The following is a 16,125-nucleotide window of genomic DNA, read 5'->3' as shown; positions in this document are numbered from 1 at the left end:
CCAGAGAAAAGGGTAGGGTTTTCGTAGTCTTGCGCGATGCGGCGGGAGATCAATCCCTGCGCGCGGTTGTGTTCATCATGTGGAGCCTCTTCGTGTGAGCGCCGCCGATTTCGCCTGCGGTTTCGCAATGTGAACAAAACCTGTCGTCCTGCTTGCCCCCATCGCCCTGCCACGGGCCAATGGACACACCCCGAACCACAGGAGCCGCCCGATGACCGCCAGAGATCTTGCCTATAGCCTTGCCGGAACCACCATGTCGGGCCGGTTTGTCTGCGGGGACAGCCCCTTGCCCCGACCGGCGCTGCTACTGGTGCACGGCGCCCACGGTCTGGACCGGTTCATGCTGGACACCGCTGTGAGGCTGGCAGATCTGGGCTTTGCCGTGCTGGCGGTGGATCTGTGGGGCGGGCGGGCCCTGCCGGAGGGGCCGCAGCAGATCGAGGCCCGCATCGGAGCCTGCCTTGCCGATCGGGCCGCATGGATGGCGCGGCTGGAGGCGGCCCGTCAGGCGCTGGCGGCCCAGCCGGAGGCCGATGCCGCGCGGATCGGGATGTTGGGATATTGTTTCGGCGGCAGTAGCGCGCTGGAATTCATCCGCACGGGCGGGGCTGTGCGCTGTGTGGCAAGCATCCATGCAGGGTTGGATCTGGTCGCGAATGACTGGTCTGCGGCCTCGGCGGGGCGTGTCCTGCTGTGCACCGGCAGCGATGACCCGATGGCGCAGAGCACGGACCTGCAGCGTCTGACGGCGGCCATGTCGGCGGCGGCGGTCCCGTGGGAGGCCGATATCTATGGCGGGGCGCGTCATGCCTTCACCGAACCCGATGCCCCCGGTCGTCCGCCCTTTGCCAGATACGATGCCTATGCCGACCAGCGTTCATGGGCGGCGATGGCGGATTTCTTCACTCATTGTCTCGCTTGAGGATAGCTATATGGAACTTGGATTACAGGGCCGCAGCGCGTTTGTATGCGCCTCGTCACAGGGGTTGGGGCTGGCCTGTGCCACCGCCCTCGCGCGCGAGGGGGCGCGGGTGACGATCAATGGTCGCACCGAAGCCAAATTGCAGCGCGCGGTCGCGACGCTGCAGGCCGCGTATCCCGATGCGGAGGTGGGGTATATCGTTGCCGATCTGAACAGCGCGCAGGGCCGCGAAACCATCCTGAAGACCCTGCCCGAGGTCGATATTCTGGTGACCAATAACGAAGGCCCGAAACCCGGCGGTCTGGAGGAGTGGACCGAGGAGGCGCTTCTGGGCGCGATGGAGATGAATATGATCCCTGCCGTGCAGCTGATGCGGCAGTATATTCCCGGGATGCGGGCGCGCAAATTCGGGCGGATCGTCAATATCACTTCGGCAATGGTCAAAAGCCCGCGCTATTTCATGGGGCTGTCAACAGCGGCCCGCACCGCGCTGACAGCGATTTCGAAGGCCATCGCGCGCGAGGTCGTGGCGGATAATGTCACCATCAACAACCTGATGCCGGAAAAGATCGACACCCCGCGGCAGGACGCGGTGGCGGCGCATTTTGCCAAGACCGAGGGGCTGACCCGTGACGAGGTGCGCGCCCGCACGATTGCGACCATTGCCGCCAAGCGCTTCGGGCAGGCCAGCGAATTCGGTGATGCCTGCGCCTTCCTGTGTTCGGCGCAGGCGGGCTATATCTCGGGGCAGAACCTGCAACTGGATGGCGGCACGTATGAGGGGCTGATCTGATGGCGCGGCTGTCTCATGACACCGCGCTCGCGCAGGCCCTTCTGGCGTTCGAGGCGCGGCGCTGTAACGCGCTGGTGTCGGCGGATGCGGCCGAATTGCACGCGCTTTTGCATCCTGATCTGGTGCATGTGCATTCAACGGGGATGGTGCATGACAAGGCCGCGTTCATGGCGCATGTCGCGCGTATGGGCGGCTTTGTCGAGATCGAGCGGGGCGAGATCGAGCTGCGCCAGACAGGAAAGGATGCGGCGGCGGGGGCCATTATCAGCGGCCCGACCCGCAATCGCGTCCGACGTCTTGATACAGGGAAAACCGTTGATCTGATTGGCTTTAGCACGGTTGTCGCGACCCTCGGGGAGGAGGGGTGGCAAGTGCTTTTGTCGCAGCTCACCCTGACGGGCTAGGCCCGATATCCAGCCGCGTTCCGCAATATGAAATATCTCAGAAGTAACATTGGCGGAAGGCGCAAGGGCACGACAGACTACCTTTAGAGGGTGCCGCAAGCGCAGAGAGGACTGCCGGTCGGGAGAGATCCGGACCAAGCTTGCACCGCCCGTCTTCATCTTGGGAGGGGACTTTATGTCGACTGTGATCACGTCGCCGTTCGGGCGCGTTCTGATCGTCTACGGGCTTGGTGTAGCTGCCGCGATGTGCGTCAGCGAAGCCGTGACCGAACTGGGAAAGATTGCACAGGAATTCCATCCGGGCTCGCATTCGACAATCGGTTTCATCATGTCGATGCCGTCGCTTGTCGTGGCCCTTGGGGCATTGCTGGCGGGCTATCTGGTGGACCGTCTGGGAGACCGCCGCGTGCTGTATGCCGGTGTGGTCGTGATGATCCTTGGCGATGCCTGCGCGATTGCGGTGCCGTCGCTGGGGCTTTTGCTGGCGGCCCGTGCGCTGACCGGTGTGGGATATGTCCTGACGGCGGTCGCCGCGATCACCGCGCTGATCCGCCTGACCAAGGGCCACCAGCGGACGATGGCGCTGGCGCTCTGGTCGACATTCGTGCCGATGAGTTTCCTGCTGCCGTTCCTGTCGGCGGGGCTGGCCGCCGAACTGGGCACCTGGCGCGCGGCTTTCGGCTTCCATATCGCGCTGATGCTGGGGCTTCTGGTGCTGGCGGTGCTGGCAATCCCGCGCCGCACCGAGGGCGAACGCGCTGTGCGCAGCCGTGGTGTCGGCAAGGTTCTGCGCGCACCGATGGTCTATCTGCTGGGGATTTCCTTCGCAGGGGACTCCTTCCTGCAAACCGGTGTTCTGGCCACGCTCGGCCATTATCTGGCGGCGAAATACAATCAGCCGGAAGTGGCGGTGGCGCACTGGAATGCGGTCTCGATGGTGGTCAATGCGCTGGCCTGCCTCAGCGTGGGCCTGCTGCTCCGGCGGGGTGTGTCCAGCCGCGCGGTGACCACGCTCGGCATCCTGATCACCGGCATTCCGGGGGCGCTGCTATACGGCACGGATCTGGGCTTCATGAATTCCATCTATGCGGTCTGGGGGCTGATGTTCGGCTCGGGGCTGCTGGTCGGAATGTGGACGCTGGTTCCCTATACCGCGCCGTCTCCTGAAACCAACGGTGCCACCAGCGGCCTTGTGACCCAGTTCACCCTGCTTGGTGTGCTGCTTGGCCCGCCGGCCTATTTCGCCGCACAGGCCGCAGGGGCCGGCGTCACGGTGGCCGTCTTCCTTGGCGCGCTGGTTGTCTGTGCACTGCGCTATCCGGTCTGCCGTCTGGCCGATCACGCTCCGAAGACCTCTGCGGCCCGTGCCGTTGTCGTCGAAGCCACTCATTGAACGCTTGGTCACCGCACCAAGCCCCCGAAAGGAGAACCCTATGCTTGATATCGCCATCATCGGCGCAGGCCCCGGCGGCCTTGCCACAGCCCTCCGCCTTGAACAGAAAGGCTTCCGTCCGAAAATCTACGAGGCCGTGCCTGATCTGCAACCGCTTGGCGTAGGCGTCGACATCAAGGTCTATGGCACCAAGGAACTGACCGAGATGGGACTTCTGGAACGGTTTCAGGAGATCTCGGTCGAGGCGACGGAATCGATTTTCTATACCGGCCACGGTCAGGAGATCTTCGGCGAGAAATGCGGCAAGCATATCGGCTATGATCACGAACAACGCTTCGTCCATCGCGGGACGCTGCAGTTTCTGCTGCGCGAGGCGGTGATCGAACGTCTGGGCCCCGATGCGATTGTCTATGGCGCGAGGTTGCAGACCTTCGAGCAGGACGAGACCGGCGTCACGCTGCATTTCGCCGAGGCCGAAGGGGTGCCGCAGACCGTACGTGCCGATGTCATGCTGGGGATTGACGGGATCCATTCGGCGGTGCGCAAGCAGCTTTTGCCCGCCTCCACCCGCACCCATTATTCCGGCATCGCGATGTATCGCGGGGTGACGGTGATGCCCGCCTATCGCGATGGCGGCACGATCTTGCATATCGGGGACCCGATCCGGCAGGGCAGCCTGATTGTCTATCCGATCCGCAACGATGTGGATGGCCAGGGCAATGTGCTGGTCAACTGGGTCTGCGAACAGCGCGGAAAGCCCAAAGGGGTCGAGGATTGGTCGGTGCGCGTCAGCCCCGACGAGATCGCCCATGTGTTCGATGACGTGAAGCTGGATTTCTTGGATGTGGGCAAAATGATCCGCGAGGCCCGCGAGATCTATATCTACCCGCTGATCGACAATGATCCGCTGGAGCAATGGTCCTTCGGGCGGGTGTCTCTGGTGGGGGATGCAGCCCACGCCATGTATCCGCGCGGCGGCAACGGGGTCTGTCAGGCGCTGGTCGATGCCCGCGTCATTGCCGAGAAACTGCACGAGATCGACGATCCGGTTGCGGCCCTTCAGGCCTATCAGGACGCCCGTCTGGAGGGGGTCAACCGTCTGGTCATCGCCAATCGCGGCGAAGGCCCCGAGGTGATCCGCCGGCTGGTCGAAGAGAAATCCGGCGGGCAGCCCTTCGACGATATCGACACGGTCATTCCCCGTGCCGAAGTCGAGGCGCTGTTCATGGAATACCACCGCATGGCCGGGATGAAACGTCCCGACGATGCCCAAAAGGCCGCGTTCAAGGCCGTCTTCACCGAAGAAACCATGAAGAAAACGGCATTTGCCGAAGACATCCGCTGAGTGAGTAGGAAAGAGAGACTGAAAATGGTTACGAAACCGCGCGTCATTGACGCAAATATGCACTGGCTCCCCGATACGCTGTTTACCGATGACGACCTGCGCGAGAAAATGATGCGCTGTATCCCGCGGCAGAACAATATCCACGTCAAGATGGTGCCGATCGAGGGCAAGAACCTCAACCAGATCATCATTGAAGAGCCGAAGGGCTTTGTGAATATCAACTACGCCGAAGGGCAGTATAATATCGAAAGCCAGCTTGAGGATATGGACCGCGCGGGGATCGACCATGCCGTGTTCCGTATTCCGGTCTGGCAGGAGTGGCTGGATCTGGAATGCTCCAAGCGCATCAATGACGGTCTGGCCGAATATGTCAGCCGTTCGAACGGGCGGTTTACCGCGCTGGCGGTCTGCCCGCCTTGGGGCGACAAGACCATGATCGACGAGGTCGAGCGCTGCATCGACCAGCTCGGTTTCAAGGGCGTGCAGCTTGCCTGCAAATACGGCGATATCTATCTGGATGACGAGGCCTTCTACCCCTATTTCGAATTCCTCAACGACCGGAAGATCCCCGCCGTTGTCCACCATACACCGCTGCCGGTGGATTATGACTCGATCCTGTCGTTCAACAACCAGCGTCGCCAATATGGCCGTTGCATCGCGCAGGGCACGGCGGTCGGGCGTGAATTGTTCTCGGGGCTGTTCGACCGTTTCCCGAACCTGCGGCTGAGCCATTCGATGCTGGGCGGCGGCTTCTTTGCCTTCGTCGATATGTTGGTGCCCAAGCCCAAACATGCCTATGGCGATGCGGTGGACCGCTTCGACACCGGCAATTCCAACCTGCGCGAAAAGCTCAGGAACAACCTGTTCTTCGATATTTCCGGCCCGCCGCAATGGGGCAAGAAACAGCTTGAATGCGCGGTCGAGGTGCTGGGCGAGGACAATATCCTTTACGGTGCCTCCTATCCGATCCGTAAGGACTGGTTCTTTGACGGTGTGCCAACGGTCGAAGCGCTCGATATTTCGGACAGCGCGAAAGAGAAGATCTTCTCGAAAAATGCCGAGACGCTGTTCGGGCTGTAAGCCCGCAGGTTCGGGTGGCCGGAGCTTGTCCGGCCGCCCTTTGTGAAAAACGATGTAGAACAAGGCGATATCAATGAAACTTGCCCGCTTCACCGAAGCGTCGCGCACCCGGATCGGCAAGGTGCTTGGCGACGAGATCGTGGATCTGACCCCTGTGCTGGGCGAAGGGGCTTCGATGCGCCGCGTGCTGGCCGATCTCGATGCCCTGCGCCCCGCTCTGGAGGCGCTGGAAGGGCCGCGTTATGCGCTGGCCGATATCCGGCTGGAAGTTCCGGTGCCGGACCCGCAGAAATTCATGGCGATCGGCATGAATTATGCCAAACATGCCCAAGAGGCCGCAAAGGCCGGTATCCCGACCCCGACCAGCCAGTTCTGGTTCAACAAGCAGGTCTCGTGCCTGAATGCGCCCTTTGATCCGGTGGTCAAGCCGGACGCCTCGGAGAAGGTCGATTACGAAATCGAACTGGGCGTGGTGATCGGAAAGGCCTGCCGTCACGTCGCGCGCGCGGATGCGCGGTCGGTGATTGCGGGATATGTGATCGTCAATGATGTTTCCGCGCGGGACTGGCTGCCCAAATCGCCCACCTTCACCTTGGGCAAATCCTTTGACACGCATGGGCCGGTGGGGCCGTGGATCACGACCGATGACGAGATCCCCGATCCTTTGGATCTGGCCATGAAACTGTGGGTCAATGGCGAATTGCGCCAGAATGACCGGACCAGCGATATGATCTACGACATCTATGACCAGATTGCCTATCTGAGCACGGTCATGACGCTGCAGCCGGGTGATATTCTGGCCAGCGGAACGCCCAGCGGCATCGGCGCGCCCAGCGGGCGGTTCCTGCAACCGGGCGACCGGATGGAGTTGGAGATCGAGCGGTTGGGCCGGATTGCGGCGGAGGTCATCGCAGAGACGGCCTGACCGAAAGGCGCTCGGTATTTGGCCGGAGGCTTGTGGCACCCGTGTTGCGGCGTCCGGTCAATGGCGGCACCTTGGCCCGAGGTTGCCGCCACCCTGTCATGCCGGATCGGCGAGGGCGAAACCCTGCTATGGCCCCTCCCGAGACCGGCGCAGTGCTTTGTGCCGCGGGATTTGCCTCTCCCATGTGGCACAGGTTCAGGGGCGGGTGGCCTTTACGCTTCTGGACGGGGGGCGCATGATCGCATAAGCCAAGGGGGCATCCTGCGATTTGCGGCCCTTCTCGGCGCGTCGGGCCGGTCCCGCAGATCGGCTGGTGCCCGCAAAGACGTTTCGATTGGAACGCCCCGGCGGCTCTCGCCGGACGGGGTACGCGGAACGTCCTGCGGTCAGGCAATAAGAAAAGACGATGAGGCAAATCAATGCGTGGTCACACCTTTCTCAAAGTAATGGCGCTTGCGCTGCTGGCAGGCTGCACCGGCATGGGGTCGGGGGGTGTTGTGGTTAAAGGAGCAGGGCCGGACGAGCTTTTGAAGCTGCGTGCGGGGCCGGGCCTTGGCTACAATATCATCATGGGCCTGCCCAATGGCACCCAGTTGAAAAAGCATGAATGCGTCACCGAGGTCGGGCAGCTCTGGTGCCATGTCTCGCTGGTGAATGCGCCGCAAGTCATGGGCTATGTCTCTGCCGATTATCTGGCGATCCGCTGATCCGGCCCCGCCGCCATAGGCCGGAGCGGTGTCTCCGGCCCGAGCGGGCGGCTGCGACGGCATGGGTGCGCGCGAACGGTGCGCGATCAGCCCAGAAACAGCGGCAGGAAATCCGATAAGGTGGCCGATTGTTCCCGATCGCTGCGCCAGATTGCATGGATCGGCGTGCTGTAGCGGAAAAGTTCCGGCAGCAGTTCGTGGCTGCGCCCGTGCAGATGCCGCTGGCAGTGAACGGGCAGGAACCCGATATAGATCCCGCTTTGGATCAGCCCCATCACCGCCTCGGTCTGATAGGCGGTGCTGCCTTGCGGAAAGGCCAGTTTGCGCTGACGCAGCAGATCGCTTTCGAAATAGCCGCGATAGACCAGTGCATGTGCGCGGATCTCGCGCTCTGACAGCGGCGCGCCCCGATCCAGCGCCTGCGCCAGCGGATGGTCCCCGCCGCAAAATAGCCCCACCGGTTCATCGTAAAGCGGGTGGCATTGCAGCCCCGGTGTCCGGTGATAATCCGGCACGACCCCGAGATGCAGGCGGCCATCCAGCACCCCGCGCTCGATTTCGGCGGGTGTGCCGACCGTGATATTCACGCTCAGGCCGGGCGCATCGGCGCGACAGGTCTTGATGGCCCCAAGCAGCGGATTGGCCTCGTCGGTCAGTGCAAAATCCATCAGGCCGATTTCCAGCCGTCCCACCAGACGGTCTCCCATCGCGGCGATATTGGCGCTGAAGTCATCGGCGGATTTCAGGAAGCGGTCTACATAGTCCAGTACCTGCCGCCCCGCCTGTGTCAGGCTGAACCCCGCCCGTCCCCGATGGCACAGCCGCAACCCAAGCCGCGTTTCCAGATCCGCGATCTGGCGCGAGATCGTCGAGCGCCCGACCCCCAGTTCGGTCTGGGCTGCCGACAGGCCGCCACATTCGATCACCGTGCGGAAGACGCGCATCAGCCGGATGTCGACATCATTGATCTGCCCCGAAAAGACCTTGCGTCGCCGTGCCATGAGTTCTCCTGCGCAATGACGTGCATGAATATGCAACTTATGTTTGATTCTTGCAAGTTTAAGAAACTTTTGCCGCCGCTAGGATAGGCCGCATAAAGACAGTTTGCCGGAATGGACCCATGTGGAATGACGAAAAACTTGCAAAGCTGCGCCAGCAGTTCTGCAATACGAATGGCGGCGAGATGGTCGATCCGGATTTCCGCCGGATTGCGGCGCAGATCTTTGATCCGCAGGGGCGCCGCACCGCGCCCTATGCCGGCCTGCCGACCTTGCTGGATGCCCCCGCACGGGCGGATGGAAGCGCCGAGGGGCTTCAGGTCGCGCTTTACGGGATGCCGATGGATCTGGGCGTGACCAATCGCAATGGCGCACGTTTCGGTCCGCGCGCGCTGCGCGCGATCGAGCGGATAGGCCCCTATAACGATGCGCTGGTCTGCGCGCCCGTGCACGAGATGGCGGTGGCCGATATCGGGGATGTGCCCTTCCGCAGCCGCTTCGACCTGACGCGGAGCCATGAGGATATCGAGACATTCGTGGCGGGGATTGTCGCGTCGGGGGCCTTGCCGCTGGGGGTCGGGGGGGATCACTCGGTCAGCCTGCCGGTCTTGCGGGCCATCGGGCGGGAACGCCCTGTGGGGATGATCCATATTGATGCGCATTGCGATACGGGCGGGGCCTATGAGGGCGAGAAGTTCCATCATGGCGGCCCGTTCCGCAATGCCGTCCTGGAAGGGGTTCTGGACCCGGAGCGGACCATCCAGATCGGTATTCGCGGGGCGGCGGGATATATCTGGGAATTCTCGACCCTGTCGGGCATGACGGTCATTCCCGCACAGGAAATCACCGAGGCATCGCTGCCCGACATCATCGCTCGTGCCCGTGCGGTGATCGGCACCGGCCCGACCTATCTGAGTTTCGACATCGACAGTCTCGATCCGGCATTCGCCCCCGGAACAGGGACGCCGGAGGTTGGTGGCCTGACCCCGCGCGAAGTGTTGCGTCTGCTGCGGGGCCTCAAGGGGGCCAATATCGTCGGTGCGGATGTCGTCGAGGTGGCTCCGGCCTATGACAGCACCACGAATACCGCGCAGAACGCGGCCCAGATGCTGTTCGAGATCCTCAGCCTCATGCAGTTTTCTCCGTCACTTCCCAAAGGATAATCATGTTTCCTCCGATTACACGTCTTGAGCCCGGCCCCCGCATGAGCGAGGCCGTCATTTACAACGGTCTGGTCTGGCTGGCGGGGCAGGTGGGCGAAGGGGCCACAGTGGCCGCCCAGACCGCCGATATGCTGGCCCGTGTCGAGACCCTGCTCGGGCAGTCGGGCAGCTCGAAATCCCGCATTCTGTCAGCCCAGATCTGGTTGGCGGATATGGCCGATTTTGCCGATATGAATGCGGTCTGGGATGCTTGGATCGACCCCGAGCATCCGCCCGCACGCGCCTGCGGCGAGGCACGGCTGGCGACAGAGGAGTATCGCGTCGAGATCCTGATCCTTGCGGCGCAGGGCGACGATGCGGCGGCATAACCGCGAAGCGATAGTGTGAAGACACGCAACAGCCGCAAGATGACTTGCGGCTGTTGTCCTGATGGCGCGCGCCGCCATCGCCTGGACTTGGAACGCCCGAAGCATAAGAAAGCGTCGCGCTCCGGCGGTGCAATCCCGCAGCGCGCGTCGGGGATGGGCGCATGGGCAGTTTTTGCGCATTTTGCAACCAAGGAGGGAAATGCCGTTCCGGAAATATCGCATTTGGGTATGGAAGGGCATGGGCAAGCCGTGGCAGAATGGTTAATGTCGGGGCTGTTATTTGTGCTCCCGAGCATATTGTTGAACTCTTCCCGCCCACGTTGTCCATTTTAACGGATCCCACAGGTTTCATGGCCCATCTTGACACGACTTCTTCGCTTGCGATCCGTTTGGCGCGGGTGCTCTGTATCACCCTGATGATCGGGATCCATTTCGCACCGGGGATCAATACGCTTCTTGCCCTGCCGCTGACGCGGCTCGAGCATGGGCTGATCTGGTTGGTGCTGGATGAATTCGGCCGTGCCAGCGTGCCGCTGCTCAGTATCGTTTCGGGGTTTCTGGTCACGCAGGCGATGTCCTCGGGCCGCGCCCGCACCAAGATCCTGCGTTCCAAACTGGCGCGGCTGGGCATTCCGCTGCTGTTCTGGTGTTCTGTCAGTTTCGTCCTGCTTCTGGCCTATAGCCCTGCGGCTTTACAGGCGGCTCTGGCACAGACAGACTGGCTGCAACGCATCAGCTGGTTCACCGCCCTGACCGAGATGCCCGCCAATACACCCTTGTATTTCCTGCGCGATCTTCTGGTCTGCAATGTTGTCTTGCTGGCGCTTTGGCCCTTGGGCAAACATGCGCCGGCCTTGCTTCTGGGGGTGCTGCTGGCGGTCTACGTGGCCGCATGGGGAGTGAATAACCTGCATCTGCCGATGCTGCCGATCTTCATCAAATCCCGCATCTTCATTTTCTTTCTCTTTGGCGTCGCGATCTCGCTATTTGCCAAGGCCCCGCCGCGTCCTGCATTCTGGCTGATCGGGATCGTCTATGCGGCACATCTTCTGGATCTGTGGACGGGGCGCAGCTATCTGCCGCAAACCCTGAGCGACATTCTGCACCGTCTGGCGATTTCGATGCTGATGTGGCGGGTCTGCCTATCGCTGGCCACGAAACCTGCCGTGTCGCATCTGCTGGGACGGTGCGAGCCCTACATGTTCTTCATGTTCTGCTCGCATTGGATCGTGACGATCCTTTATATGCGACTTCTCGACCATCTCGGGATCACCGATAATGACCGTGTGTTCCTGTTCCTGTTCTTGCTGAATTATCCGCTGTCTTTTGTGACCGCATGGCTGCTGCAACATATGGCACGGCATGTGCCGGTGGCACGGCTTCTGATGACGGGCAAGGGGCCCTCCAGGCATCGCCCGACCGTTCTGGCACATACCGCCCCCGCCTCTGGCACGTCCGAACAGGAGCTTCCCTCGCGCTGACGTGGCGGCACACGCGGCCTGTCCCGTTCGTCGGGGAGGGCGCAGGTGATTCAACTTATGGTTTTGTGGCGGGGGCTGTCATTCGGGCGCTGCCCGCCTGTTGGGCATCACGCGGCGGATCTTGGCGCATCGGTGCCGTTCTATAAGCAAAACGGCACCGAAAGCGGCTGCAAACCCCGCAAATACCATTTTACCCTACGGTTTTTTCATCCTCTTTCGGGCGAGTGCTCTTGGCATTTCTCGCAAGGTGGGGTTTCTTGGCCAAAAGCCTGAGTTTATCCAAGGACTTTCTCATGACTGTCTTTTCCCGTCAAAAGATCACTCCCGTTATTCTAGCGGGAGGGTCGGGGACGCGGCTGTGGCCGCTATCACGTAAATCCTACCCCAAGCAATTCGTGCCACTGGTCGGGGAAGAAACCCTGTTCCAGTCTTCCGCAAAGCGGATGGTCGGTGCGGTCGGGACTATGGATTTCGCAGCGCCCGTGGTGCTGACCAATTCCGATTTCCGTTTCATCGTGACCGAGCAGCTTGCCGAGGCAGGCATTGATCCGGGTGCGATCATGATCGAGCCCGAGGGGCGCAATACCGCCCCCGCCGTGCTGGCGGCGGCGTTTCATGCGCAGGCCAAGGACCCGCAGGCGATCCTGCTGGTCTCGCCCTCCGATCACGTCATCCCCGACGGGGACAGCTTCCGCGCCGCCGTCGAGGCGGGGCTTGCGGCGGTTGCGCAGGGCAATCTGGTGACCTTCGGCATCACGCCCGACCGCCCCGAAACCGGCTATGGGTATCTGGAGCTGACCGGCACGCCATCCGGCACCGATCCTGTCGCGCTCAAGCGCTTTGTCGAAAAGCCCGATGCCGCCCGCGCCGCCGAGATGCTGGCCGCAGGCACCTATCTGTGGAATGCGGGCATCTTCCTGTTCCGCGCGGCGGATATCATTGCCGCTTTCGAAACCCATGCCCCCGATCTGATCCCGCCGGTACAGGCATCGGTGACCGAGGCGCAGCCCGATCTGGGCTTCCTGCGGCTGGACCCGACCGCTTGGGCGGGGGCCAAGGATATTTCCATCGACTATGCGGTGATGGAAAAAGCCGGAAACCTATCGGTCGTGCCGTTCTCGGCGGGCTGGTCTGATCTGGGCGGTTGGGATGCCGTCTGGCGCGAAGGGGCGCGCGACGAGAACGGGGTCGGGCTCTCGGGGGCGGCCACCGCGATCGACTGCGAGGACAGCTTGCTGCGTTCCGATAGCGACCGTCTGGAAGTCGTGGGCATCGGCCTGAAGAACATCATGGCGGTCGCGATGAATGACGCCGTGCTGGTGGCCGATATGAACTGCGCGCAGGATGTGAAAAAGGCGGTGGATGCGCTCAAGGCCAAGAAATCGCAACAGGCGACGCATTTCCCGAAAGACCATCGCCCGTGGGGCTGGTTCGAAAGCCTTGTGGTGGGCGCGCGTTTTCAGGTGAAGCGTATCCATGTCCATCCGGGGGCGGCGCTCAGCCTGCAAAGCCATTTCCACCGCTCCGAGCACTGGATCGTGGTCGAAGGCACCGCGCGGGTGACGATTGATGACGAAGTGACCCTCGTCACCGAGAACCAGTCGGTCTATATCCCCTTGGGATCGGTGCACCGTATGGAAAACCCGGGCAAGGTGCCGATGGTGTTGATCGAGGTGCAGACCGGCTCGTATGTCGGCGAGGATGATATTGTGCGCTACGAGGATATTTATTCCCGCGGGCAGGGTGAAAAAGGATAATCCGGATGAAAATTGTTGTTGCTGGCCTTGGGTATGTAGGCCTGTCGAATGCTGTGCTTCTGGCGCAGAACAACGCGGTGGTGGCAGTCGATGTGGATGCCCGCCGCGTGGAGATGGTCAATAACAAGAAATCCCCGATCGAGGATCGTGAGCTGGAAGACTATCTGGCCAACAAGGATCTGGATCTGGTGGCCACGACCGAGGCGGGTCCGGCCTATGAGGGGGCGGATTATGTGATCATCGCGACGCCCACCAATTATGACACCAAGTCGAACTATTTCGATACCTCTTCGGTGAATTCGGTGATCAAGCAGGTGATCGCGGTCAACAAGACGGCGACCATCGTGGTGAAATCCACGATTCCGGTGGGCTATGTGCAGGATATCCGCGAAGAGCTGGACACCCAGCAGGTGATCTTCTCGCCGGAATTCCTGCGGGAGGGCCGCGCGCTTTACGACAATCTCTACCCCTCGCGGATCATCGTGGGCGAAGAGAGCGAGCGCGCCAAGATCTTCGCGGACCTGCTGCTGGGCGGCGCGATCAAGAAGGACGTGCCGGTCATGTTCACCGGTCCGACCGAGGCCGAGGCGATCAAGCTTTTCGCCAATACCTATCTTGCGATGCGCGTGGCCTATTTCAACGAGCTTGACAGCTATGCGATGGCAGGGGGCATGGACAGCCGCCAGATCATCGAAGGCATCGGTCTCGACCCGCGGATTGGCAGCCATTACAACAACCCCTCCTTCGGCTATGGCGGCTATTGCCTGCCGAAAGATACCAAGCAGCTTCTGGCCAATTACAATCAGGTGCCGCAGAACCTGATCCGCGCCATCGTGGATGCCAACCGCACGCGCAAGGACTTCCTGTCGGACCAGATCCTGATGCGCGGCCCGAAAGTCGTGGGTATCTACCGTCTGGTGATGAAGGCGGGTTCGGACAATTTCCGCCAGTCCTCGATCCAGGGCATCATGAAGCGGCTGAAGGCCAAGGGCGTCGAGGTCATCGTCTATGAGCCCGTGCTGAACGAGCCCGAATTCTACCGTTCGCGCGTCGTCAATGATCTGGCGGCCTTCAAACGCGAGGCGGATGTGATCGTGGCCAACCGGATCACGGATGATATCAGCGATGTCGAGGCCAAGATCTTCACGCGCGATCTCTTCCACGCGGATTAAGGAACGAGGATGGCACCCGCTTTTGGTACGTCGGGCCTGCGTGGCCTTGTGACGGAGCTGACGCCCGATCTTGTGGCGTCCTATATCGAAGCGTTTCTTGTGGCCTGTCCGCAGGGACGCGCGCTTTATGTCGGGCGTGACCTGCGCCCGTCCTCGCCCGAGATTGCCGCCGCCGTCATTGCTGCCGCACAGGCGGTGGGCATGGATACGGTGGATTGCGGGGCGCAGCCCACGCCGTCTCTGGCGATGGCCTCGATGGCGGTGGGCTGTGCCGCCGTGATGGTCACTGGCAGCCATATTCCGGCAGATCGCAACGGGCTGAAATTCTACATCCCCGAAGGCGAGATTTCCAAAGCCGACGAGGCCGCGATCAAGGCAGCCCGCGCGGCGGGGCGCAAGCCGCAGGGCAGCGGCGGGCAGGCGCGTCCGGCCCCCGATGCCGGTGCCGCCTATATCGCGCGCTATGTGCAGGGCTTCGGCGCGCAGGCGCTGGCGGGGCTGCGCGTCGGTGTTTACCGGCATTCCTCGGTGGCGCGCGATGTCATGGAGGCCGTGATGGCGGGGCTGGGGGCCGAGATCGTGCCGCTTGCCAACTCCGATGTCTTCATTCCCGTCGATACCGAGGCCGTGGACCCCGGGACCCGCCACCAGTTGGCGCAATGGTGCAGCGAGTACGGGCTGGATGCGGTGATCTCGACCGATGGCGATGCCGACCGTCCGATGCTGACCGACGCGGCGGGCAATGTCGTGCCGGGCGATATTCTGGGCGTGCTGAGCGCGCGCTATCTGGGCGCCGAGGTGATCGTCACGCCTGTGTCGTCGAATGACATGGTGCGCCAGATCCCCGAATTCCGTCACGTGCATCTGACCAAGATCGGCTCGCCCTTCGTGATTGCGGGCATGGAGGCCGCACGTGATCGGGACCCGCAGGCGAAAATATGTGGTTTTGAAGCCAATGGCGGCTTCCTTCTGGGGTTCGAGGCACAGCAGCGCCAGCCGCTTGCGCCGCTGATGACGCGTGACAGCCTGTTGCCGATCGTGGTGCCGTTGATTGCCGCGCGTGCGGCGGGCCTGTCGCTGGCGGCGCTGGTTGCGGCGCTGCCGCCCTGCTTTACCGCCGCAGACCGCTTGCAGGATATCGACCGTGACAAGGCGGGGGCATTCCTGAGCCGGTTGAGCACCGATATGCAGGCGCGGGCCGCCTTCTTCGCGCCCGAAGGCCCGATTGCCGATATCGACCTGACCGACGGGCTTCGGGTGAATTTCACCTCGGGCGCTGTCGTGCATCTGCGGCCCTCGGGGAATGCGCCCGAATTCCGCATCTATGCCCAGGCCGGAACCGCCCAAGCGGCGCAGGATCTGGTGCCTTCGGTTATGGAACGCGTATCCGACCATATGGGCTGATGATGGAAATTGCAAAAAAGGGGGTCATGCCGTCGCGGCATGGCCCTTTTTTTATTGGCTTTTGCGTAATATCTACTCGGTTGCGGCGCACAACCTGAGGATGCAAAAGGCATATCCATACTGCAGAAAATACGCGCATAGTTTGGATTAATTGTCGCGATCCGCCCAATAATCGCCACGAACATGACGCGGCTTTAGCGCCGCGCGCATGCA

At 62.0% G+C, this 16,125-nt stretch carries 15 protein-coding genes; 14 read left to right on the top strand and 1 reads right to left on the bottom strand.

What is annotated here, in order from left to right; genetic code table 11:
- Nucleotides 1-211: 211 nt before the first annotated feature.
- From WDB88_RS17155 to WDB88_RS17120, 8 genes are all read left to right on the top strand, one after another.
- A complete protein-coding gene (locus WDB88_RS17155) occupies nt 212-922 on the top strand; it encodes a dienelactone hydrolase family protein (protein WP_339109900.1) in 711 nt (236 codons plus the stop codon).
- 10 nt (nt 923-932) lie between these two features.
- Nucleotides 933-1,715 carry an SDR family oxidoreductase gene (locus WDB88_RS17150; protein WP_339109899.1) on the top strand — a complete coding sequence of 261 codons (783 nt, stop codon included), beginning with the start codon at nt 933-935 and terminating at the stop codon, nt 1,713-1,715.
- Nucleotides 1,715-2,119: a nuclear transport factor 2 family protein gene (locus WDB88_RS17145; protein WP_339109898.1), complete on the top strand. Its 405-nt coding sequence runs from the start codon at nt 1,715-1,717 to the stop codon at nt 2,117-2,119. Before WDB88_RS17150 ends, WDB88_RS17145 begins: the two co-directional genes overlap by 1 nt.
- A 175-nt stretch (nt 2,120-2,294) precedes the next feature.
- Nucleotides 2,295-3,512 carry an MFS transporter gene (locus WDB88_RS17140; RefSeq protein WP_330629357.1) on the top strand — a complete coding sequence of 406 codons (1,218 nt, stop codon included), beginning with the start codon at nt 2,295-2,297 and terminating at the stop codon, nt 3,510-3,512.
- A gap of 40 nt (nt 3,513-3,552) precedes the next feature.
- Nucleotides 3,553-4,857 (top strand): FAD-dependent monooxygenase, encoded by a 1,305-nt coding sequence (locus tag WDB88_RS17135; RefSeq protein ID WP_339109897.1) that lies wholly within the window; start codon nt 3,553-3,555, stop codon nt 4,855-4,857.
- A 24-nt stretch (nt 4,858-4,881) separates the two neighbouring features.
- Nucleotides 4,882-5,937, top strand: coding sequence for an amidohydrolase family protein (locus WDB88_RS17130; protein WP_339109895.1), 1,056 nt, complete (start codon nt 4,882-4,884; stop codon nt 5,935-5,937).
- A gap of 73 nt (nt 5,938-6,010) precedes the next feature.
- Complete coding sequence (locus WDB88_RS17125) at nt 6,011-6,862, top strand: fumarylacetoacetate hydrolase family protein (protein WP_339109894.1); 852 nt, start codon at nt 6,011-6,013, stop codon at nt 6,860-6,862.
- A gap of 419 nt (nt 6,863-7,281) precedes the next feature.
- The gene (locus WDB88_RS17120; protein WP_330629352.1) at nt 7,282-7,569 is read left to right on the top strand and encodes an SH3 domain-containing protein; all 288 of its coding nucleotides are present in this window, start codon (nt 7,282-7,284) and stop codon (nt 7,567-7,569) included.
- A gap of 86 nt (nt 7,570-7,655) precedes the next feature.
- On the opposite strand, the gene WDB88_RS17115 is transcribed toward WDB88_RS17120, so the two are convergent.
- A complete protein-coding gene (locus WDB88_RS17115) occupies nt 7,656-8,570 on the bottom strand; it encodes a LysR family transcriptional regulator (protein WP_339109893.1) in 915 nt (304 codons plus the stop codon).
- A gap of 119 nt (nt 8,571-8,689) precedes the next feature.
- Between WDB88_RS17115 and speB the strand changes: the two genes are divergently transcribed.
- The 6 genes from speB to WDB88_RS17085 all read left to right on the top strand — a co-directional run bounded on the left by speB (nt 8,690) and on the right by WDB88_RS17085 (nt 15,912).
- On the top strand, nt 8,690-9,730 hold the full coding sequence (gene speB, locus WDB88_RS17110) for an agmatinase (protein WP_339109892.1): 1,041 nt from the start codon (nt 8,690-8,692) through the stop codon (nt 9,728-9,730).
- Between the two features lie 2 nt (nt 9,731-9,732).
- The gene (locus WDB88_RS17105) at nt 9,733-10,098 is read left to right on the top strand and encodes a RidA family protein (RefSeq protein WP_339109891.1); all 366 of its coding nucleotides are present in this window, start codon (nt 9,733-9,735) and stop codon (nt 10,096-10,098) included.
- Nucleotides 10,099-10,448: 350 nt separating this feature from the next.
- Nucleotides 10,449-11,579 carry an acyltransferase gene (locus WDB88_RS17100; RefSeq protein WP_330629348.1) on the top strand — a complete coding sequence of 377 codons (1,131 nt, stop codon included), beginning with the start codon at nt 10,449-10,451 and terminating at the stop codon, nt 11,577-11,579.
- A 293-nt stretch (nt 11,580-11,872) separates the two neighbouring features.
- The gene (locus WDB88_RS17095) at nt 11,873-13,336 is read left to right on the top strand and encodes a mannose-1-phosphate guanylyltransferase/mannose-6-phosphate isomerase (protein ID WP_339109890.1); all 1,464 of its coding nucleotides are present in this window, start codon (nt 11,873-11,875) and stop codon (nt 13,334-13,336) included.
- A 5-nt stretch (nt 13,337-13,341) separates the two neighbouring features.
- A complete protein-coding gene (locus tag WDB88_RS17090; RefSeq protein WP_330629346.1) occupies nt 13,342-14,508 on the top strand; it encodes a nucleotide sugar dehydrogenase in 1,167 nt (388 codons plus the stop codon).
- Between the two features lie 9 nt (nt 14,509-14,517).
- Nucleotides 14,518-15,912 carry a phosphomannomutase gene (locus tag WDB88_RS17085; RefSeq protein ID WP_339109889.1) on the top strand — a complete coding sequence of 465 codons (1,395 nt, stop codon included), beginning with the start codon at nt 14,518-14,520 and terminating at the stop codon, nt 15,910-15,912.
- Nucleotides 15,913-16,125 lie beyond the last annotated feature (213 nt).

Origin of the sequence: Thioclava sp. GXIMD4216 (assembly GCF_037949285.1) — a bacterium.
GTDB lineage: Bacteria > Pseudomonadota > Alphaproteobacteria > Rhodobacterales > Rhodobacteraceae > Thioclava > Thioclava litoralis.
This window is presented reverse-complemented; position numbering and strand designations above follow the sequence as displayed.

What these genes read in the sequence shown, in the direction of transcription:
- WDB88_RS17155 (WP_339109900.1), top strand. Translation starts at nt 212, where the DNA reads ATGACCGCCAGAGATCTTGCCTATAGCCTTGCCGGAACCACCATGTCG.
- WDB88_RS17150 (WP_339109899.1), top strand. Translation starts at nt 933, where the DNA reads ATGGAACTTGGATTACAGGGCCGCAGCGCGTTTGTATGCGCCTCGTCA.
- WDB88_RS17145 (WP_339109898.1), top strand. Translation starts at nt 1,715, where the DNA reads ATGGCGCGGCTGTCTCATGACACCGCGCTCGCGCAGGCCCTTCTGGCG.
- WDB88_RS17140 (WP_330629357.1), top strand. Translation starts at nt 2,295, where the DNA reads ATGTCGACTGTGATCACGTCGCCGTTCGGGCGCGTTCTGATCGTCTAC.
- WDB88_RS17135 (WP_339109897.1), top strand. Translation starts at nt 3,553, where the DNA reads ATGCTTGATATCGCCATCATCGGCGCAGGCCCCGGCGGCCTTGCCACA.
- WDB88_RS17130 (WP_339109895.1), top strand. Translation starts at nt 4,882, where the DNA reads ATGGTTACGAAACCGCGCGTCATTGACGCAAATATGCACTGGCTCCCC.
- WDB88_RS17125 (WP_339109894.1), top strand. Translation starts at nt 6,011, where the DNA reads ATGAAACTTGCCCGCTTCACCGAAGCGTCGCGCACCCGGATCGGCAAG.
- WDB88_RS17120 (WP_330629352.1), top strand. Translation starts at nt 7,282, where the DNA reads ATGCGTGGTCACACCTTTCTCAAAGTAATGGCGCTTGCGCTGCTGGCA.
- WDB88_RS17115 (WP_339109893.1), bottom strand. Translation starts at nt 8,570, where the DNA reads ATGGCACGGCGACGCAAGGTCTTTTCGGGGCAGATCAATGATGTCGAC.
- speB (WP_339109892.1), top strand. Translation starts at nt 8,690, where the DNA reads ATGTGGAATGACGAAAAACTTGCAAAGCTGCGCCAGCAGTTCTGCAAT.
- WDB88_RS17105 (WP_339109891.1), top strand. Translation starts at nt 9,733, where the DNA reads ATGTTTCCTCCGATTACACGTCTTGAGCCCGGCCCCCGCATGAGCGAG.
- WDB88_RS17100 (WP_330629348.1), top strand. Translation starts at nt 10,449, where the DNA reads ATGGCCCATCTTGACACGACTTCTTCGCTTGCGATCCGTTTGGCGCGG.
- WDB88_RS17095 (WP_339109890.1), top strand. Translation starts at nt 11,873, where the DNA reads ATGACTGTCTTTTCCCGTCAAAAGATCACTCCCGTTATTCTAGCGGGA.
- WDB88_RS17090 (WP_330629346.1), top strand. Translation starts at nt 13,342, where the DNA reads ATGAAAATTGTTGTTGCTGGCCTTGGGTATGTAGGCCTGTCGAATGCT.
- WDB88_RS17085 (WP_339109889.1), top strand. Translation starts at nt 14,518, where the DNA reads ATGGCACCCGCTTTTGGTACGTCGGGCCTGCGTGGCCTTGTGACGGAG.